Raw genomic sequence first — 20,220 nt, 5'->3', positions numbered from 1 at the left:
TTATAGCCGTCGATTCAGGAATGACTATCTTTGCCAGGTTAAAAACGGTTCTGAATGTGTGATTGCTTTGTTGCGCGCAAGTTTATTTAGTTGCAATGCGCGTTGGGACTATTTGCCGGATGATCAGTTTTTGGCGCCATTAAATGAACAACTAAGTAGGTCATGGAGAATAAGGTGAGCGGTTGAACAGGCAGACTGACAGAGTCAATGACGGATTGCGATTATCGGTCGACGGTTCGATAATCGCCCAATGTTGCGCTCCCGCCGCTTGTGCATTCGCCTGTGAGCCGTTTGTATAACCACTGATCCGAGCCGGACCAAGGACCTTGAATGAACGATCAAATGCGCAATTCCTTCACTTCCGTGGCGCCACCGATTGTCGCGTCGCCGGCCAAGCGCATCCAGGCTCTGACCGGCGATCCGGATTTCATGACCTCACTGGCCCGCGGTCTGGCCGTGGTGCAAGCGTTTCAAGAGCGCAAGCGCCATCTGACCATCGCCCAGATCAGTCACCGTACCGAGATCCCTCGCGCGGCGGTGCGCCGTTGCCTGCACACGCTGATCAAGCTCGGCTACGCCACCACCGACGGTCGCACCTATTCGTTGCTGCCGAAAGTGTTGACCCTCGGCCACGCCTATTTGTCGTCGACGCCGCTGGCCGTTTCTGCCCAGCCGTACCTCGACCGCATGAGCGAACAACTGCACGAAGCCTGCAACATGGCCACGCTTGAGGGCGACGACATTCTTTACATCGCCCGTTCGGCAACGACCCAGCGGCTGATTTCGGTGGACCTGTCAGTGGGCGGGCGGCTGCCGGCCTACTGCACGTCGATGGGGCGCATTCTATTGGCGGCACTCGACGATACGTCGCTGGGCGAATACCTCGATCACGCCGAACTGGTGGCCAAGACCAGCCGCACGATCCATACCCCTGACGCGTTGCTCGCCTGCCTGCAAGAGGTGCGGCAGCAGGGCTGGTGCATCGTCGATCAGGAACTGGAGCAGGGCCTGCGCTCGATTGCCGTGCCGGTCTACGACGCGTCCGGCCAGGTGGTCGCCGCACTCAACGTCAGTACTCACGCCGGACGCGTCAGTCGCAGCGAGCTGGAACAGCGCTTTCTGCCGGGCCTGCTCAGCGCCAGTCGCGACCTCAGCGCGCAGTTGTTTGCCTGATGAAGCTGTTCGATAAACGCACAGTGTTGCGTTTATCGAATTGACGCTAAAACCCTCCGATCATTAATGTCGCGACAGCGTCATCCGGCGCTGACCAACAGAGTCAGCCCGGACTGCCGACTCCGATAATAATGACAAGAGGCACCTCACCATGCGCATGCTCTCCGACTGTCCGCCTTGCCGACTCTGTTGCCGGATGCAACGCGACGCCTGATTCAAACCCTCTGTTCTCATGACCGTGCCGCCCGTTGGCCGGCCATCGTTCGACTGCGTTTTTTGCGTGGAATAAAAATAATGAACCAGCCTCAGTCCGCTGTGGGTAACTGCCTCGATGTGCAGACCTTCATCAATGCCCAACCGATCTCGCGCTATCAATGGCGAGTGGTGATCCTGTGTTTCCTGATTGTCTTTCTCGACGGCCTCGACACCGCCGCCATGGGCTTCATTGCTCCGGCGCTGTCGCAGGACTGGGGCATCAACCGCGCCAGCCTCGGCCCGGTAATGAGCGCCGCGTTGATCGGCATGGTCTTCGGTGCCCTCGGTTCCGGCCCGCTGGCTGACCGCTTCGGCCGTAAAGTGGTGCTGGTCGGCGCCGTGCTGCTGTTCGGCGCTTTCAGTCTGGCCTCGGCTTACAGCACCAACGTCGAACAACTGCTGGTGCTGCGTTTCTTGACCGGTCTCGGCCTGGGCGCGGGGATGCCGAACGCCACGACGTTGCTTTCCGAATACACCCCGGAGCGCAAGAAATCCCTGCTGGTGACCAGCATGTTCTGTGGCTTCAACCTGGGCATGGCCGGTGGCGGGTTCATTTCCGCCAAGCTGATCCCGGCGTTCGGCTGGCACAGCCTGCTGTTGATCGGCGGGGTGTTGCCGCTGATTCTCGCCGTGGTCCTGCTGTTCTGGCTGCCGGAATCGGCGCGTTATCTGGTGGTGCGCAACCGTGGCACCGACAAAGTACGCAAGACCCTGGCGCCGATCGACCCGGTGACCGTGGCCCAAGCCTCGAGCTTCAGCGTGCCGGAACAGAAAACCGTCAAGGCACGCAACGTGTTTGCGGTGATTTTCTCCGGCACCTACAGCACCGGGACCTTGCTGCTGTGGCTGACCTATTTCATGGGCCTGGTCATCGTTTACCTGCTGACCAGCTGGCTGCCGACGCTGATGCGTGACAGCGGCGCGAGCATGGAGCAGGCCGCCTTCATCGGTGCGTTGTTCCAGTTCGGTGGGGTGTTGAGCGCGGTGGCGGTGGGCTGGGCGATGGACCGCTTCAACCCGCACAAGGTCATCGGCACGTTCTACTTGCTGGCCGGGGTGTTTGCCTACGCGGTAGGGCAGAGCCTGGGCAACATCACCCTGCTGGCGACTCTGGTGCTGGTGGCAGGGATGTGCGTGAACGGCGCGCAATCGGCGATGCCGTCGCTGGCGGCACGCTTCTACCCGACACAGGGGCGGGCGACCGGGGTGTCGTGGATGCTCGGGATTGGCCGCTTCGGCGCGATTCTTGGCGCGTGGATGGGCGCGACGCTGCTGGGCCTGGGCTGGAATTTCGAGCAGGTGCTGACCGCGCTGGTGATTCCGGCCGGATTGGCGACAGCGGCGGTGGTGATCAAGGGTATGGTCAGCCATGCGGATGCGACCTGAGTACCTCCACATGATCGTTAGGGAAACAACAATCTGTTCGATAAACGAACACTCAGTCGATTATCGGATTGTTTAGCCATTTCCCCAGGCTTAATCTTCAGTGACTTCGGCGCTGAACCTCGCGCCTTTTTATCACTGGCGATTCACTCTAAAAACGGGAGCCCGCTCCATGGCTGAGATCCTTTCGCTGCACGACGCGGTGAAGCAATTCGTCAACGATGGCGACACCGTCGCGCTCGAAGGCTTCACGCACCTGATCCCTACGGCAGCAGGTCATGAAATCATTCGTCAGGGCAAGAAAGATCTGACCCTGGTGCGGATGACGCCCGACCTGATTTACGACCAACTGATCGGTGCCGGTTGCGCACGCAAGCTGATCTTTTCCTGGGGCGGTAACCCGGGCGTCGGTTCGCTGCATCGTCTGCGCGATGCGGTCGAGAAGCAGTGGCCGCATGCGCTGGAAATCGAAGAACACAGCCACGCCGACCTGGCCAACGCCTACGTCGCCGGTGCTTCCGGCCTGCCGTTCGCGGTGCTGCGTGCCTACGCCGGATCTGACCTGCCGAAGGTCAACCCACTGATCAAAACCGTCACCTGCCCGTTCACCGGCGAAGTGCTGGCGGCCGTGCCGTCGGTGCGCCCGGACGTTACCGTGATCCACGCGCAGAAAGCCGACCGCAAAGGCAACGTGCTGCTGTGGGGCATTCTTGGCGTGCAGAAAGAAGCGGCACTGGCGGCCAAGCGCTGCATCGTCACCGTCGAAGAAATCGTCGACGATCTCAACGCACCGATGAACGCTTGCGTGCTGCCGACCTGGGCCTTGAGCGCGGTCTGCCACGTTCCCGGCGGCGCGCATCCGTCCTACGCTCACGGTTACACCGAACGCGACAATCGGTTCTATCAAGCGTGGGACCCGATCGCTCGTGACCGTGAGACGTTTACCGCGTGGATCAACGAATACATCCATGGCTGCGCTGATTTCAGCGAATTCCAGGCCAGATTGGCCGCTGCTTCGGAGGCCAAGTAATGACTTACACCACCAATGAAATGATGACCGTCGCCGCGGCGCGTCGCCTGAAGAATGGCTCGGTGTGCTTCGTCGGCATCGGTCTGCCATCGAAAGCCGCCAACCTCGCGCGCCTGACTTCGTCGCCGGATGTGGTGCTGATTTACGAATCCGGCCCGATCGGCGCCAAACCGAGTGTGTTGCCGCTGTCGATCGGTGACGGTGAGCTGGCCGAGACTGCGGACACCGTGGTGCCGACCGGTGAGATTTTTCGCTATTGGCTGCAGGGCGGCCGTATCGACGTCGGTTTCCTCGGTGCCGCGCAGGTCGACCGTTTCGGCAACATCAACACCACCGTGGTCGGCGATTACTTCTCGCCGAAAGTGCGCCTGCCAGGTGCCGGTGGCGCGCCGGAGATCGCCGGTTCGGCAAAAAGCGTGTTGATCATCCTCAAGCAGTCGGCGCGTTCGTTTGTCGACAAGCTCGACTTCATCACCTCGGTCGGTCACGGCGAGGGCGGCGATTCACGCAAGCGTCTGGGCCTGCCGGGCGCCGGGCCGGTGGGGATCATCACCGACCTGTGCATCATGGAGCCGGAGCAGGGCACCCATGAATTCGTGGTCACCGCACTGCATCCGGGCGTGACCCGCGAGCAAGTGGTCGCCGCCACCGGTTGGGCGATCCGCTTCGCCGATTCTGTTGAAACCACCGCTGAGCCGACTGACGTCGAGCTGACCGCACTGCGCGATCTCGAAGCGCGTACCGCCGCCGCCCACGGTCAGGCGCCGGGAGAAGCATGATGCGTGACGTGTATATCTGCGATGCGATTCGCACCCCCATCGGCCGTTTCGGCGGCGGCTTGTCCGCGGTGCGTGCCGATGATCTGGCCGCCATACCGATCAAGGCCTTGATGGAGCGCAACCCCTCGGTCGACTGGAACGCGGTCGACGAGGTGTTCCTCGGCTGCGCCAACCAGGCCGGCGAAGACAACCGCAATGTCGCACGCATGGCCCTGCTGTTGGCTGGCTTGCCGGACAGCGTGCCGGGTGTGACCCTCAATCGCCTCTGCGCTTCGGGCATGGACGCGATCGGCACGGCGTTCCGGGCAATTGCCAGCGGCGAGATGGAGCTGGCGATTGCCGGTGGCGTCGAGTCGATGTCGCGCGCGCCGTTCGTGATGGGCAAGGCTGACGCGGCGTTCTCGCGCAACATGAAACTGGAAGACACCACCATTGGCTGGCGTTTCATCAACCCGTTGATGAAGGCGCAATACGGTGTCGACGCGATGCCGCAGACCGCTGACAACGTCGCCGACGACCATAAAGTTTCGCGCGAAGATCAGGACGCGTTCGCCCTGCGCAGTCAGCAACGTACCGCCGCCGCGCAGGCCGCCGGCTATTTCGCTGAAGAGATTGTGCAAGTGCGCATCGCCCACAAGAAGGGCGAGACCGTGGTCAGCCAGGACGAACACCCGCGCGCCGACACTACGATTGAAGCGCTGGCCAAGCTGAAACCAGTCAACGGTGCGGACAAAACCGTCACCGCCGGCAATGCTTCCGGGGTCAACGATGGTGCTGCTGCACTGATTCTGGCGTCTGCCGAAGCGGTGAAAAAACACGGCCTGACCGCCCGTGCAAAAGTGCTCGGCATGGCCAGCGCCGGCGTCGCGCCGCGGGTGATGGGCATCGGCCCGGTGCCAGCGGTGCGCAAACTCACCGAGCGCCTCGGTGTGGCGGTCAGCGATTTCGACGTGATCGAACTCAACGAAGCGTTTGCCAGCCAGGGTCTGGCGGTGCTGCGCGAACTGGGGCTGGCGGATGACGCGGCGCAGGTCAACCCGAACGGCGGTGCAATTGCCCTCGGCCACCCGTTGGGCATGAGCGGTGCGCGGCTGGTATTGACGGCTCTGCATCATCTGGAAAAGACCGGAGGCAAGAAAGGTCTGGCGACCATGTGCGTCGGTGTTGGCCAAGGTCTGGCCCTGGCCATCGAACGCGTCTGACGCGTTGCGGCATCTATAAGAACTGAGGAAAGCGAAATGACTGACAAGCCTGGTTACCGTCGCCCGCAGGCAGGCACCCAGCCTGACTACCTGCACCCGACCTACCAATCCACCAACCTGCGCTCGCCGTCCAAGCCATTGGTGCACCTGCCGCACTCGCTGTCGGAAATCACCGGGCCGACCATTGGCGCCGAGCGCCTGGTGGAAAATGACCACGACCTGACCGCGCAGCACGAAGGCGAGCCGTTGGGCGAACGCATCATCATTCACGGTCGTGTGCTCGATGAAGACGGCTTGCCGGTGCCAGGGATTCTGGTGGAGATCTGGCAGGCCAACGCCGCCGGTCGCTACAACCATGCGCGCGATCTGCATGACGCGCCGCTGGACCCGAACTTCACCGGCACCGGTCGCACCGTCACCGACGCCGACGGTTGGTATCAGTTCCAGACCATCAAGCCCGGCGCCTATCCGTGGGGTAACCACCACAACGCGTGGCGCCCGGCGCACATCCACTTTTCGCTGTTCGGGCCGAGCATTCTCACCCGTCTGGTCACGCAGATGTATTTTCCCGGCGACCCGCTGCTGGCGTACGACCCGATCTACAACTGCGTGCCGGACACCTCGGCCAAGGAACGCCTGATCGCTGCTTTCGATCTGGAAAAAACCATTCCGTCCTACGCCCTCGCTTACCGCTGGGACATCGTGCTGCGCGGGCGTGAAGCCACGCCGATGGAGAAATAAGATGACGCTCAATGCGACCACGTCCCACACCGTCGGGCCGTATTACCACATCGGTCTGACCTGGCTGAACCGCGAAAACCTCACCGTCGAGCAGACCCTCGGCGAGCGCGTGGCGATCACCGGGCAAGTGGTGGATGGCAACGGCGATGTCGTCAACGACGCCATGCTCGAAGTGTGGCAGGCCAATGCCGCTGGCAAGTACGACCACCCGGAAGATCATCAGGACAAGCCGCTGGACCCAAACTTCGAAGGCTTCGGCCGGGTGCCGGTGGACGGCGAAGGGCGATTCCGCTTCACCACGATAAAACCGGGCAGCGTGCCGGGTTTGAAAGGCACGACCCAGGCGCCGCATTTGGTGGTGCTGGTGTTTGCCCGTGGCCTGGTCAAGCATTTGCTCACGCGGATCTACTTCGAAGGCGAACCGGCCAACGTCGATGACCCGCTGCTCGAATGCGTACCCGCCGAACGCCGCCAGACCTTGCTGGCCAAGCCAGATGCGTCGGGCGTTTATCAATGGAATGTGATACTGCAGGGCACCGCGGCCGAGACGGTGTTCTTCGATTACTGAACAACACCACCCATCCCTGTGGGAGCGAGCCTGCTCGCGAAAGCGGTGGGTCAGCCAGCATAAATGTCGTCTGACACTCCCTCTTCGCGAGCAGGCTCGCTCCCACAAGGGAAACGGTGTTTTCGAGTGCATGATCGTTCCCACGCTCTGCGTGGGAATGCCGCCATGGACGCTCCGCGTCCACTGTGACGCAGAGCGTCACGGGATGCGTTACCGCGCGGAGCGTGGGAACGATCAATAGACACCCGATGTGGAACGGGACTGTTGCAAAGTGTGTCTAGACTGTGACTGTCCCTTTCGAGTGAAAAACAATGACAACCACCACCTCCCATTACACGGGTGAAGAGCGCAGCAAGCGCATTTTCGCCATTGTCGGCGCTTCGTCCGGCAACCTCGTCGAATGGTTCGACTTTTACGTCTACGCCTTCTGCGCGATCTATTTTGCGCCGGCGTTCTTCCCCTCCGATAATCCGACGGTGCAACTGGTCAACACCGCTGGCGTGTTCGCCGCGGGCTTCCTGATGCGCCCGATCGGCGGCTGGATTTTCGGCCGGGTTGCCGACAAGCACGGGCGCAAGAAGTCGATGCTCATCTCGATTCTGATGATGTGCTTCGGTTCGTTGCTGATCGCGTGTCTGCCGACCTACAACTCCATCGGCGTCTGGGCGCCGATCCTGTTGCTGTTCGCACGGCTGTTGCAAGGTCTGTCGGTGGGCGGCGAGTACGGCACTACCGCGACTTACATGAGCGAAGTGGCGCTCAAGGGCCAGCGTGGATTTTTCGCCTCGTTCCAGTACGTGACATTGATCGGCGGGCAACTGCTGGCGGTGTCGTTGGTGGTGGTGTTGCAGCAGTTTCTCAACGAAGACGAACTGCGTGCCTACGGCTGGCGGATTCCGTTCGTGGTCGGTGCGGTGGCGGCGCTGATTTCGCTGTTCCTGCGGCGCTCGCTGAAAGAAACCACCAACGAAGAAACCCGCGCGCACAAAGACGCCGGCAGCATCAGCGCACTGTTCCGCGATCACAAGGCCGCGTTCATCACCGTGCTCGGTTACACCGCCGGTGGCTCGCTGATTTTCTATACCTTCACCACGTACATGCAGAAGTACCTGGTGAACACCGCCGGCATGCACGCCAAGACCGCCAGCTACATCATGACCGGCGCGCTGTTCCTGTACATGTGCATGCAGCCGCTGTTCGGCATGCTCGCCGACCGGATCGGCCGCCGTAATTCCATGCTCTGGTTTGGCGCTCTCGGTACGCTGTTCACCGTACCGATTCTGCTCAGTCTGAAAAGCGTCAGCAGCCCGTTCCTCGCGTTCGTGTTGATCACCGTGGCGCTGGCGATCGTCAGCTTCTACACCTCGATCAGCGGTCTGGTGAAAGCCGAAATGTTCCCGCCGGAAGTCCGCGCCCTCGGCGTTGGCCTGGCCTACGCGGTGGCCAACGCGATCTTCGGTGGCTCGGCGGAATTCGTCGCCTTGAGCCTGAAGAATATCGGCATGGAAAATTCGTTTTACTGGTACGTGACGGCGATGATGGCGATCGCGTTCCTGTTCAGCCTGCGCTTGCCGAAACAGGCGGCGTATTTGCACCACGATCTCTAACCCGATGCGCGCGGGCCGTCATGGCCCGCGCCGGCAAGGACTCTTATGACTCAGCGACCGGGCAATCAATTGTTCGATGCCTATTTCACTGCCCGCGATATGCGTGAGGTGTTCTGCGATCAGGGCCGCGTGCAGGCAATGCTCGATTTCGAGGCCGCGCTGGCCCGGGCCGAGGCGCGCGTCGGGCTGGTTCCGGCGTCTGCCGTGGCACCGATTGCGTCGGCATGCGACGCACCGTTGTATGACTTCGCCGCACTCGGCGAGGCGATTGCCACGGCCGGCAATTCCGCTATTCCGCTGGTCAAGGCGTTGGGCAAGCGGATCGCCGCTACAGATGCCGAAGCCGAGCGCTACGTGCATTTGGGCGCGACCAGTCAGGATGTGATGGATTCCGGACTGGTGCTGCAATTGCGCCAGGCGCTGGTGTTGATTGAACGCGAACTGGCGCAACTGGCCGATTCGCTCGCTGCTCAGGCCCAACGGTTTGCCACGACGCCTTTAGCCGGGCGCACCTGGCTGCAGCACGCGACGCCGGTGACCCTCGGCATGAAAATCGCCGGTTGGCTTGGCGCGGTGACGCGCAGTCGTCAACGTCTGCAAGAGCTGAAACCGCGCTTGCTGGTCCTGCAATTTGGCGGTGCGTCGGGGACGCTGGCGGCGTTGGGTCAACAGGCTCTGCCAATCGCCGAAGCCCTGGCCGAAGAGCTGCAACTGCGCCTGCCGGAACAACCGTGGCACACCCAGCGTGACCGCATCGTCGAGTTCGGCGCTGTGCTGGGATTGATCGCCGGCAGCCTTGGCAAGTTCGGCCGCGACATCAGCCTGTTGATGCAGACCGAAGCCGCTGAGGTCTTCGAACCTGCGGCGCCGGGCAAGGGCGGTTCGTCGACCATGCCGCACAAACGCAACCCGGTCGGCGCGGCAGTATTGATCGGTGCGGCGACGCGGGTGCCGGGGCTGGTCTCAACGCTGTTCAGCGCCATGCCCCAGGAACACGAACGCAGCCTCGGTTTGTGGCATGCCGAATGGGAAACCCTGCCAGAGATCTGCTGCCTGGTGTCCGGATCGCTGCAACAGGCGCGCTTGCTGGCTGACGGCCTGGAAGTCGATGCCGCGCGCATGGGCCGCAACCTCGAATTGACTCAGGGGCTGGTGCTGGCCGAAGCGGTGAGCATCGTGCTCGCGCAACGGGTCGGCCGCGACACGGCGCATCATCTGCTCGAACAATGCTGCAAGCGCGCGGTGGCCGAGCAACGGCATCTGCGCGCGGTACTCGGAGACGAACCGCAGGTCACTGCGCAGCTGAGCAGCGCTGAGCTCGATGATCTTCTCAACCCCGCGCATTACCTCGGTCAGGCTCACGTCTGGGTCGAGCGCGCGGTGGCCGAACACAACGCTTTGACTGTCTGAAGGAGAGGGCTGTGGCTTTCGTTCAACTCGCCGATGGCGAACTGCACTATGAGATTCAAGGGCCGGCGCAGGCGCCGGTGCTGGTCCTGTCCAACTCGCTGGGCACTGACCTGCACATGTGGGACGCGCAGATGCCGGCGTTCACTGAGCATTTTCGCGTGCTGCGTTTCGACACTCGCGGCCACGGCCAATCGCTGGTGAGCGAGGGCCCGTACAGCATCGAGCAACTCGGTCACGACGTACTCGGGTTGCTGGATGCGCTGCACATCGAGCGCGCGCATTTTTGCGGCTTGTCGATGGGCGGGCTGATCGGTCAGTGGCTGGGGATCAATGCCGGGCATCGTTTGCACAAGCTGATCGTCTGCAACACGGCGGCGAAAATCGGCGATCCGTCGGTGTGGAATCCACGCATCGAAACCGTGCTGCGCGATGGCGCGGCGGCGATGGTGGCTTTGCGTGATGCGTCGATTGCGCGCTGGTTCACGCCTGACTTTTCCACAGCGTATCCGGCCGCAGCGAATAAAATTACCGACATGCTTGCCGCGACCAATCCACAAGGTTATGCGGCCAACTGCGCTGCGGTGCGCGATGCCGATTTCCGTGAGCAACTGGCCTCGATCAACGTACCGTTGCTGGTGATTGCCGGGAGCGAAGATGCCGTGACGCCGCCGTCCGGTGGGCATTTCATTCGCGACCATGTGCGCGGCGCCGAGTACGCCGAGTTTTATGCGGCGCATTTGTCCAACGTGCAGGCTGGCGCCGATTTCAGTGATCGTGTTCTGGCGTTTCTGAACGCTCGATAAGGGGACTTTTCGTGGACGAGAAACAACGTTACGACGAAGGCATGCAAGTGCGCCGCGCGGTGTTGGGCGATGCCCATGTCGACCGCAGCCTGACCACGCTGACCGAGTTCAACGCGGAATTCCAGGAGATGATCACCCGCCACGCCTGGGGCGATATCTGGACACGCCCGGGCTTGCCGCGCCACACCCGCAGCCTGATCACCATCGCCATGCTGATCGGCATGAACCGCGAAGGCGAACTGAAACTGCATTTGCGCGCAGCGGCGAATAATGGCGTGAGCCGTGGCGAGATCAAGGAAGTGATCATGCAGAGCGCGATTTACTGCGGGATTCCGGCGGCGAATGCGACGTTTCATCTGGCGGAATCGGTTTGGGATGAACTCGGGGTTGAATCCCGGGAGTAATGAGGCCTGAGCTGACGCCATCGCTGGCAAGCCAGCTCCCACAAGGTTTAGTTTCTGCGCAAGATTTTGTATTCAACGACCCTCCCTGTGGGAGCTGGCTTGCCAGCGATAGCGGTGTATCAGTGACATGAAATTCGACTGGCCTGACGCTATCGCCAGCAGGCTGGCTCCCACAGGGTTAAATGTTGGCCGCGGGATATGGGTACAACGCAAAACCCCTGTAGGAGTGAGCCTGCTCGCGAAGCGGTGATTAGAGCAGGCTGATCGGGTAGCTGATGATCAAGCGGTTCTCATCGAACTCGTTGTTGCTGAAATCCCGGCGCATGGTCGAGTTGCGCCATCTGACGTTCAGATCCTTGAGCGTGCCGCTCTGCACGGTGTAGCCCAGTTCCGATTCGCGGCCCCATTCCTTGCCGTCGGTGATGGTCCCGGTGTGAACATTGTCGCCGCTGATGTAGCGGTTCATCAGGGTCAGGCCGGGAATGCCGGCGGCGGCGAAGTTGTAGTCGTGACGCAGCTGCCAGGAGCGTTCCTGGGCATTGTCGTAACTGGCGTTGTAGCTGTCGTTGGCCAGGGTCCCGCCACTGGTGCCGTTGACCCGCATCCACGCGCTGTCGCCGGTGAGTTTCTGCAGTCCGACGTAGAAGGTGTTGCCGCCGTATTTGGCCGAGAACATCCCGTACCAGGTCTTGTTATCGAGATCGCCGGCGCGGGCGCTGCCGTCCTCCTTGCCATAAAAGAAGCCGAGGTTGGCGCCGAGTGTCCAGTCGCCGAGCGGCTGGCTGTGCAGCAGATTGAAGTACTGCTGGCTGTAGATGTCCTTGAGTTGGGCGTTCCATAAACCGATCTGCGTGCGCTTGTCGTTGAACAGATATTCGCCGCCCTGGAAGTTGAAACGGTCAGAGGTGAACGCAGCTTTGCCGGTCATCGACATGTCGCTCATGCTGCTGTCGTCACGCGGGCTGTTGGCGCGGAACTGGCCGCCATACAGAGTCAGACCGTCGACTTCCTTCGAGGTGATCTGCCCGCCGCGAAAGGTCTGCGGCAGCGAACGACCGTCGTCCGAACGCAGGATCGGCAGCACCGGCATCCACTCGCCGACCTTCACTTCAGTCTGGGAAAACTTCGCTTTGAACGCCACGTTGGTGCGGCCGAAGTTATCGGCCGGGCGACCGTCGCGATCCAGCGGCAACAGTTGCGTGCCGCCAGTGCCTTTACCGCCATCGAGCTTGACCGAATACAGCCCAAGCACGTCCATGCCGAAACCCACGGTGCCTTGGGTGAAACCGGACTTGGCGTCGAGGATGAAACTTTGCGTCCACTCTTCAGCCTTGCCCTGGGCCTTGGTCGGGTTGGTGAAGTTGCGGTTGATATAGAAGTTGCGCAGGTTCAGGTTGACCTTGGCGCCTTCGACGAAACCGGCTTCTTCGGCTGCGGCGGGCAGGGCCGCGCCGGCCAGGGCCAAAGCGAACAAACCGGGGAGTGCGCAGGGCGCAGGGGAAGCTTTCATGGGCGTGGGTCTCTCTTGTTTTTTTGGGCGAACGGGAGCGCTGGCGCCGGTTTTTCAGGGCGCAGGCGGAAAGAAATTGGAAAGTGAAACGGTATTGATCAGCCGGGCGGGGCAGGGCGCGGGAGCATGGTGTCGAGCCTGATGTTATTGGTTTTGTGGCTGGAATGGTGCGGGGCGCGCGGGGCTGGATTCAACAAGCAAAAGCGGGTTTTGGGCGGTTATCGAACGCTACAAGTTTTGCGTTGCCTGGACGGACCCCTTCGCGAGCAAGCTCGCTCCCACAGGGAACGCATTTCAAATGTGGGAGCGAGCCTGCTCGCGAAGAGGCCGGTCCGGTCACCACATCGTTTCGGCAGGCAACAAAAAGCCCACCATTCGGTGGGCTCCTTGTGTTCACTGAATGATAATCAGAACAACTTCATCTTCGGTGCTTCTTCTTTCAGCGGTTCGTTCTGCGCAGTCTGCGCATTCCAGCCGCCGCCCAGGGCCTTGTACAGGTTGACCGCACTGGTCAGCTGCGCGAGGCGGTCGGTGATCAGTGCCTGTTGCGCGCTGAACAACTGACGCTGGGCGTCGAGGAAGGTCAGGTTGCTGTCGACGCCGATGCGGTAGCGACGCTCTGCCAGGCGGTAGTAATCCTGGTTGGCCTGAACGAAGTCACGCTGCGCTTGCAGCTGCTCGGTGTAGGTCTGGCGCGCGGCGAGGCCGTCGGCGACTTCCTGGAAGGCCGTCTGAATGGACTTCTCGTAGTTCGCCACGCCAATGTCCTTCTGGATCTTGGCGTAGTCGAGGCTGGCGCGCAGGCTGCCGGCGTTGAAGATCGGCAGGTTGATCTGCGGCTGGAACAGCCACGTCCCCGAACCGCCCTTGAACAGGCCGGACAGGTCCGGGCTCAGGCTGCCTGCGTTGGCGGTCAGGCTGATGCTCGGGAAGAACGCCGCACGCGCCGCGCCGATGTTGGCGTTGGCGGCCTTCAGGTTGTACTCGGCTTGCAGGATATCCGGACGACGTTGCAGCAGGTCCGAAGGCAGACCGGCTGGCACATCGCTGAGCAGATCGTCCGACAGCGGCTTGGCCGTCTGCAGATTGGCCGGAATACCGGTGCCAAGCAGCAGGGTCAGGCTGTTTTCATCCTGCGCGACCTGGCGGGTATAACGCGCCAGTTGGGCTCGGGCGTTTTCCACGGAAGTACGCGACTGCGCCAGATCCAGCGCCGAGGCTACACCGACTTCGTTGCTGCGGCTGGTCAGCTTGTAGCTTTCTTCGAAGGCACCAAGGGTGTCCTGGGTCAGCTTGAGCAGTTCCTTGTCCGCTTGCCAGGTCAGGTAGGCATTGGCGACGTTGGCGACCAGACTGATCTGCGTGCTGCGCCGCGCTTCTTCGGTGGCGAAGTATTGTTGCAGCGCTTGCTCGCTCAGGCTGCGCACCCGACCGAACAGGTCGAGTTCGTAGGCGCTGATGCCGACCGTGGCCGAGTAGGAGCTGGTGATGCCCGACTCGCCAGTCTGCGAGGCACGGGCCGGCAGACGCTGGCGGCTACCGGCCGCATTGGCCGACACTGCCGGGAACAGATCGGCGCGCTGGATGCGGTACTGCGCCGCGTAGGCGTCGATGTTCAGCGCCGCAACACGCAGGTCGCGGTTGTTTTCCAGGGCCACCTGGATCAGCTGTTGCAGCGCCGGGTCATGGAAAAACTGCTTCCAGCCCTGCTCGGCAGCGGTCTGCGCCGGTGCCTGGGCCGGCGAGTACGCCGGCCCCTGCGGATACTGCCCTGCGACCGGAGCCTCAGGCTGCTGATAGTCAGGTATCAGCGAGCAACCGCTCAGCACGAAGGCGGCGACTGCGATGGAGAGTAGCGACTTGCTCATTGGCCAGCCTCTTTAGGAGTTTCAGTTGTTTCATCCGCGTCAGCGTTTTTGCGCTGGCCTATGGACGAAACCGTAACGAAGAACAGTGGGACCCAGAAGATCGCCAGGATCGTGGCCGTGAGCATACCGCCAATCACGCCCGTACCGATCGCATGCTGACTACCCGAGCCTGCGCCCGTGGAGATCGCCAACGGTACAACACCGAGGACGAAAGCCAGCGACGTCATGATGATCGGTCGCAGACGCATGCGGCAGGCTTCGATCGCCGCGTCACGCAGGCTGCGCCCTTGCTCATGCAGTTCCTTGGCGAACTCGACGATCAGAATGGCGTTTTTAGCCGCCAGACCGATGGTCGTCAACAGGCCCACCTGGAAGTACACGTCGTTGGACAGGCCGCGCAGGCTGGTCGCCAGCAGCGCACCGATGATCCCCAGCGGTACCACGAGCATGACGGCGATCGGAATCGACCAGCTCTCGTACAGCGCGGCCAGACACAGGAACACCATCAGCAGCGACAGGGCATACAGCGCCGGCGCTTGCGAACCCGACAGACGTTCCTCGTAGGACAGACCAGTCCAGGAGATACCGACACCGGCCGGCAGCTTCTTGGCGATCGCTTCGACTTCGGCCATCGCTTCACCGGTGGAGTAACCCGGCGCCGGAGAACCGAGGATCTCCATTGCTTCAACACCGTTGTAGCGCGCCAGTTTCGGCGAACCGTAGATCCACTCGCCCTTGGCGAATGCGGAGAACGGCACCATGGTCCCGGCGCTGTTGCGCACGTACCATTTCTTCAGGTCTTCAGGGCTCATGCGCGCACCGGCCTGACCCTGCACGTACACCTTCTTCACCCGACCACGGTCGATGAAGTCGTTGACGTAGCTACTACCGAAGGAGATCGACAGCGTGCTGTTGATGTCGGTGAGGCTCAAGCCAAGGGCCTGGGCTTTCTCGTCGTCGATTTCCAGGTGGTATTGCGGCTCGTCGTTCAAGCCGTTCGGACGCACCTGGTAAAGCACTTTGCTCTGCGCCGCCATTCCAAGGAACTGGTTGCGCGCTTCCATCAGTTTTTCGTGACCGATACCGGCGCGGTCTTGCAGGAACACGTCGAAACCGGTGGCGTTACCCAACTCCAATACCGCAGGCGGGGCGAAAGCGAACACCATGGCATCGCGGAAAGTGAAGAAGTGTTGCTGGGCACGTTGGGCCAGGGCAAACACGCTGTTGTCCGCGTTACGCTCATCCCACGGCTTGAGCATGATGAACGCCAGACCCGAGCTCTGACCGCGACCGGCGAAGTTGAAGCCGTTTACGGTGAACACCGAGGACACTGCGCCTGCTTCTTTATCCAGCAGGTAGCTGCGCATTTCGTCGATCACCACCTGAGTACGCTCGGCACTCGAACCGGCCGGGGTCTGGACCTGGGCGAACAGGACGCCCTGGTCTTCTTCCGGCAGGAACGCGGTTGGAATGCGGGTGAACAGCCAGATCATGCCGACGACAATCAGCAGGTAGGCCAGCAGATACGGAATTTTGCGCTGCAGCATGTTGCCGACACCGCGCTCGTAGCTTCTGACACCACTGTCGAACGTGCGGTTGAACCAGCCGAAGAAGCCCTTCTTCGGCGTGCCGTGCTCACCTTTCGGAATCGCCTTGAGCATGGTCGCGCACAGGGCCGGGGTGAAGATCAACGCCACCAGCACCGACAGGGCCATGGCCGAAACGATGGTGATCGAGAACTGCTTGTAGATCACACCGGTGGAGCCGCTGAAGAACGCCATCGGCAGCAGTACCGCCGAGAGCACCAGGGCGATACCGACCAGGGCGCCCTGGATCTGGCCCATGGATTTCTTGGTCGCTTCCTTCGGTGACAAGCCTTCTTCGCTCATCACCCGCTCGACGTTTTCCACCACGACGATGGCGTCGTCCACCAGCAAGCCGATGGCCAGCACCATACCGAACATGGTCAGCGTGTTGATGCTGAAACCGAACGCCGCGAGGATGCCGAACGTACCCAGCAATACCACTGGCACAGTCATCGTGGTGATGACGGTGGCGCGGAAGTTCTGCAGGAACAGGAACATCACCAGGAACACCAGCACGATCGCTTCGACCAGGGTTTCAACCACACCCTTGATCGACTCGGTCACCACCGGAGTGGTGTCGTACGGGAACACCACTTCCATGCCTTGCGGGAAGAACGGCTTGAGGTCGTCAATCGTCTTGCGCAACGCTTTGGCGGTATCGAGGGCGTTGGCACCGTTGGCCAGTTTTACCGCCAGACCAGAAGCCGGGCTGCCGTTGAACTGCGCAGAGATGCTGGAGTTTTCACCGCCCAGACCGACGTCAGCGACGTCGCCGACACGCACTTGCGAGCCGTCCTGGTTGACCTTCAGCAGAATCGCCTTGAACTGCTCGGCAGTCTGCAGGCGGGTCTTGCCGATGATCGTTGCGTTGAGCTGCTGACCTGGCAGCGCTGGCAGACCGCCGAGCTGACCGGACGAGACCTGAACGTTCTGCGCCGAGATCGCCGTGCTGACATCGCCCGGGGTCAGGTTGTACTTGTTCAGCTTGGCCGGGTCGAGCCAGATGCGCATCGCGTACTGGGCACCAAAGACCTGGAAGTCGCCGACACCGGCGGTCCGCGAGATCGGGTCCTGCATGTTCGAGACGATGTAGTTGGACAGGTCGTCCTTGGTCATGCTGCCGTCACGCGAGACCACGCCGATCACCAGCAGGAAGTTTTTCACTGCCTTGGTCACGCGGATACCTTGTTGCTGCACTTCCTGCGGCAACAGCGGGGTGGCCAGGTTCAGCTTGTTCTGGACCTGCACCTGCGCGGTGTCGGAGTTGGTGCCTTGCTCGAAGGTCGCGGTGATGGTCATGCTGCCGTCGGAGTTACTTTCCGACGACACATAACGCAGGTTGTCGATACCGTTGAGCTGCTGCTCGATCACCTGGACCACGGTGTCCTGCACGGTTTGCGCAGACGCACCCGGGTAGGTCACCTGGATCGCAATGGCCGGTGGCGCGATGCTCGGGTATTGGTTGATCGGCAATTTCAGGATCGAAAGTGCCCCGACCAGCATGATCACCAGGGCAATTACCCAGGCGAAAATCGGACGGTCGATAAAGAATTTTGACATGGATTACTCCCCTTTGCCGCCGGCGGCTTTGTCAGCTGCCTGTGCGGGGGCCGGGTTCTTGGTGCCGACGTTGGTCGCTTCGGTCGGTTTGACCTCCACACCTGGTTTGACGTACTGCAGACCTTCGGTGATCAGACGATCGCCGGCCTTCAGGCCGTCTTCGATCAGCCACTGGCTGCCGACGGTGCGGCTGGCCTTGAGCTGACGCAGCTCGACCTTGTTGTCCGGGCCGACGACCAGTGCGGTCGGCGTGCCTTTGAGGTCGCGGGTCACGCCTTGCTGCGGCGCCAGAATGGCTGCGGAATTGACACCGGCCTGCAACTGGGCGCGTACGAACATGCCAGGCAACAGGGTGTGATCCGGGTTCGGGAACACGGCGCGCAGGGTCACCGAGCCGGTGGTCGGGTCAACGGTCACTTCGGAGAATTCCAGCTTGCCGTCCAGCTTGTATTGGGTGCCGTCTTCGAGGGTCAGCTTCACCGCAGCGGCGTTGTCGCCGGACTTCTGCAGACGACCGCTTTCCAGCTCGCGGCGCAGTTGCAGCAGTTCAACCGACGACTGGGTCACGTCGACGTAGATCGGGTCCAGTTGCTGGATGGTCGCCATCGCATCGGCCTGGCCATTGCTGACCAGCGCGCCTTCGGTGACGGCAGAGCGACCGATACGGCCGGAGATCGGCGCGTACACCTTGGTGTAACGCACGTTGATCTGCGCAGTTTGCAACGACGCTTCCGATTCCATGCGGTTGGCCACGGCGGTGTCGTATTCCTGACGGCTGACGGCCTGCTCATCGACCAGTTGCTTGTAGCGGTCGGAGATTGATTTGGTCGAACGCAGGTTGGCTTCGGCGCTTTTCAGGGTCGCTTCGTAGACCGACGGATCGATCTGATACAGCTGCTGGCCGGCTTTGACGTCGGCACCTTCCTTGAACAGGCGCTTGAGAATGATGCCGTTGACCTGTGGACGCACTTCGGCGATGCGAAACGCGCTGGTGCGGCCCGGCAGTTCGGAAGTCAGGGTAAAGGCTTGGGGTTGCAGGGTGACGACGCCGACCTGAGGGGGCGGAGCGGCCGGAGCCGCTTCTTCCTTTTTACATCCACTGAGCAGCGATGCCAGGGCGACGGCAGTGACCAGAGCGGTAACAGCTGGCTTGAATTGCATGAAGATCCTCGGGTCAGGCGCGCATAAAGCGCACAAGAAGTGTGAAAGGGTAAAAAATTCGTACCGGGTGGATAAGTAGCTTGCTAAGGAATATACTTACGTTCATGGTTGTTTGTAAATACCTTCGCCGCGTACCCACCCTGTTACAAAAGTCGTCGCAAGGTTCGAAATTGTAGGCTGGGGAGACGATTCACGAGAGATCGCCCCCTCTTTATTCAGCGGATATTCAGCCATCGCTGAAACATCCTGTTTGAGGTTTTACTGCCATGGTCCGTCGTACCAAAGAGGAAGCTCAGGAAACCCGCAGCCAGATTCTGGAAGCGGCCGAGAAAGCCTTCTATGAAAGGGGGGTTGCCCGTACGACCCTGGCGGACATCGCGACCTTGGCCGGCGTGACGCGCGGTGCCATTTACTGGCATTTCAGCAACAAGGCCGATCTGGTCCAGGCGATGCTCGACAGCTTGCACGAGCCGCTGGAAGAACTGGCCAAGGCCAGCGAGAGCGAGGACGAACCGGACCCGTTGGGCTGCATGCGGCAGTTGCTGATTCATTTGTTTCATCAAGTTGCGCTGGACCCGAAAACCCGGCGCATCAACGAAGTCCTGTTTCATAAGTGCGAATTCACCGATGAAATGTGTGATCTGCGCCAGCAGCGCCGGACGGCCAGTCTCGAATGCAACGTGCGCATCGGTCTGACCCTGCGTAATGCGGTGAATCGCGGCCAGTTGCCGGAAGACCTCGACACGGCCCGTGCGGCTGTCAGCATTCACGCCTATATCGATGGCCTGTTGTATGGCTGGCTGCTCGCGCCGGACAGCTTCGAACTGCACGCCGAAGCCGAGCGTTGGGTCGACACCGGGCTGGATATGCTGCGCCTGAGCCCCAGCCTGCGCAAATGAAACAAAATGCGTAATTGACACAGCTTATGTCAATTGGCCTTCCTTTATATAGGTGGGCGGCGCGGAGTTTATACGTAGCAGGCTGCGCATTTTGTAGGGAAATTGTGTCGCTCTTGTGAAATTGAGTTGCCCGCTGGCCCTCACCCTAGCCCTCTCCCGGAGGGAGAGGGGACTGACCGCGTTGTTAATTCGATCTACGCCGACCTGATATATCCAGCCGAACTCAACATCTGAAATTCCCACAAATCGGCTCCCTCTCCCTCGGGAGAGGGCTGGGGTGA

The 20,220-nt window shown here is 61.3% G+C and carries 16 protein-coding genes; 12 read left to right on the top strand and 4 right to left on the bottom strand.

All coding sequences use genetic code 11. The features are described 5' to 3' along the window. Nucleotides 1-330 precede the first annotated feature (330 nt). The 11 genes from pcaR (at nucleotide 331) to pcaC (ending at nucleotide 11,355) form a co-directional block, all read left to right on the top strand. Nucleotides 331-1,173, top strand: a complete 843-nt coding sequence (gene pcaR, locus V6F91_RS03475) for a pca regulon transcriptional regulator PcaR (protein WP_090282140.1) — start codon at nucleotides 331-333, stop codon at nucleotides 1,171-1,173. A gap of 294 nt (nucleotides 1,174-1,467) precedes the next feature. After that, on the top strand, nucleotides 1,468-2,814 hold the full coding sequence (locus V6F91_RS03470) for an MFS transporter (RefSeq protein ID WP_332762372.1): 1,347 nt from the start codon (nucleotides 1,468-1,470) through the stop codon (nucleotides 2,812-2,814). A 169-nt stretch (nucleotides 2,815-2,983) separates the two neighbouring features. Beyond that, complete coding sequence (locus V6F91_RS03465) at nucleotides 2,984-3,841, top strand: CoA transferase subunit A (RefSeq protein ID WP_332762371.1); 858 nt, start codon at nucleotides 2,984-2,986, stop codon at nucleotides 3,839-3,841. Beyond that, nucleotides 3,841-4,620, top strand: a complete 780-nt coding sequence (locus tag V6F91_RS03460) for a CoA-transferase subunit beta (RefSeq protein WP_332762370.1) — start codon at nucleotides 3,841-3,843, stop codon at nucleotides 4,618-4,620. The genes V6F91_RS03465 and V6F91_RS03460 overlap by 1 nt, the downstream gene beginning before the upstream one ends. Next, nucleotides 4,617-5,822 (top strand): 3-oxoadipyl-CoA thiolase, encoded by a 1,206-nt coding sequence (gene pcaF, locus V6F91_RS03455; RefSeq protein ID WP_332762369.1) that lies wholly within the window; start codon nucleotides 4,617-4,619, stop codon nucleotides 5,820-5,822. Before V6F91_RS03460 ends, pcaF begins: the two co-directional genes overlap by 4 nt. Nucleotides 5,823-5,858: 36 nt before the next feature. Then, nucleotides 5,859-6,563: a protocatechuate 3,4-dioxygenase subunit beta gene (pcaH, locus tag V6F91_RS03450; protein WP_101158415.1), complete on the top strand. Its 705-nt coding sequence runs from the start codon at nucleotides 5,859-5,861 to the stop codon at nucleotides 6,561-6,563. Between the two features lies 1 nt (nucleotide 6,564). Beyond that, nucleotides 6,565-7,131 (top strand): protocatechuate 3,4-dioxygenase subunit alpha, encoded by a 567-nt coding sequence (gene pcaG, locus V6F91_RS03445; RefSeq protein ID WP_332762366.1) that lies wholly within the window; start codon nucleotides 6,565-6,567, stop codon nucleotides 7,129-7,131. 311 nt (nucleotides 7,132-7,442) lie between these two features. Next, nucleotides 7,443-8,738 (top strand): MFS family transporter, encoded by a 1,296-nt coding sequence (locus tag V6F91_RS03440; protein WP_206416057.1) that lies wholly within the window; start codon nucleotides 7,443-7,445, stop codon nucleotides 8,736-8,738. Between the two features lie 45 nt (nucleotides 8,739-8,783). Then, nucleotides 8,784-10,148: a 3-carboxy-cis,cis-muconate cycloisomerase gene (locus tag V6F91_RS03435; RefSeq protein WP_332762362.1), complete on the top strand. Its 1,365-nt coding sequence runs from the start codon at nucleotides 8,784-8,786 to the stop codon at nucleotides 10,146-10,148. Between the two features lie 11 nt (nucleotides 10,149-10,159). Next, entirely contained in the window at nucleotides 10,160-10,951 is a 792-nt protein-coding gene (gene pcaD, locus V6F91_RS03430; RefSeq protein WP_332762360.1) for a 3-oxoadipate enol-lactonase, read from the top strand. An 11-nt stretch (nucleotides 10,952-10,962) separates the two neighbouring features. Next, nucleotides 10,963-11,355, top strand: a complete 393-nt coding sequence (gene pcaC, locus V6F91_RS03425) for a 4-carboxymuconolactone decarboxylase (protein WP_093103932.1) — start codon at nucleotides 10,963-10,965, stop codon at nucleotides 11,353-11,355. A 250-nt stretch (nucleotides 11,356-11,605) separates the two neighbouring features. Here pcaC and V6F91_RS03420 read toward each other — a convergent pair whose 3' ends face one another. The 4 genes from V6F91_RS03420 to emhA form a co-directional block, all read right to left on the bottom strand. Beyond that, a complete protein-coding gene (locus tag V6F91_RS03420; RefSeq protein WP_332762357.1) occupies nucleotides 11,606-12,865 on the bottom strand; it encodes an OprD family porin in 1,260 nt (419 codons plus the stop codon). A 407-nt stretch (nucleotides 12,866-13,272) separates the two neighbouring features. Further along, nucleotides 13,273-14,733: an efflux RND transporter outer membrane subunit EmhC gene (gene emhC / locus V6F91_RS03415; protein WP_203421047.1), complete on the bottom strand. Its 1,461-nt coding sequence runs from the start codon at nucleotides 14,731-14,733 to the stop codon at nucleotides 13,273-13,275. Continuing rightward, complete coding sequence (gene emhB / locus V6F91_RS03410) at nucleotides 14,730-17,879, bottom strand: efflux RND transporter permease subunit EmhB (RefSeq protein WP_332762353.1); 3,150 nt, start codon at nucleotides 17,877-17,879, stop codon at nucleotides 14,730-14,732. Before emhB ends, emhC begins: the two co-directional genes overlap by 4 nt. A 3-nt stretch (nucleotides 17,880-17,882) precedes the next feature. Beyond that, the gene (emhA, locus tag V6F91_RS03405; RefSeq protein ID WP_258450213.1) at nucleotides 17,883-19,040 is read right to left on the bottom strand and encodes an efflux RND transporter periplasmic adaptor subunit EmhA; all 1,158 of its coding nucleotides are present in this window, start codon (nucleotides 19,038-19,040) and stop codon (nucleotides 17,883-17,885) included. Between the two features lie 266 nt (nucleotides 19,041-19,306). Between emhA and emhR the strand changes: the two genes are divergently transcribed. Continuing rightward, nucleotides 19,307-19,939 carry an efflux system transcriptional repressor EmhR gene (gene emhR / locus V6F91_RS03400; protein WP_090282156.1) on the top strand — a complete coding sequence of 211 codons (633 nt, stop codon included), beginning with the start codon at nucleotides 19,307-19,309 and terminating at the stop codon, nucleotides 19,937-19,939. Nucleotides 19,940-20,220: the final 281 nt, after the last annotated feature.

Source organism: Pseudomonas koreensis (assembly GCF_036668835.1).
Lineage (GTDB): Bacteria > Pseudomonadota > Gammaproteobacteria > Pseudomonadales > Pseudomonadaceae > Aquipseudomonas > Aquipseudomonas koreensis_I.
Note: the sequence above shows the minus strand (reverse complement) of the source record. Positions and strands in the feature narration are given on the sequence as shown.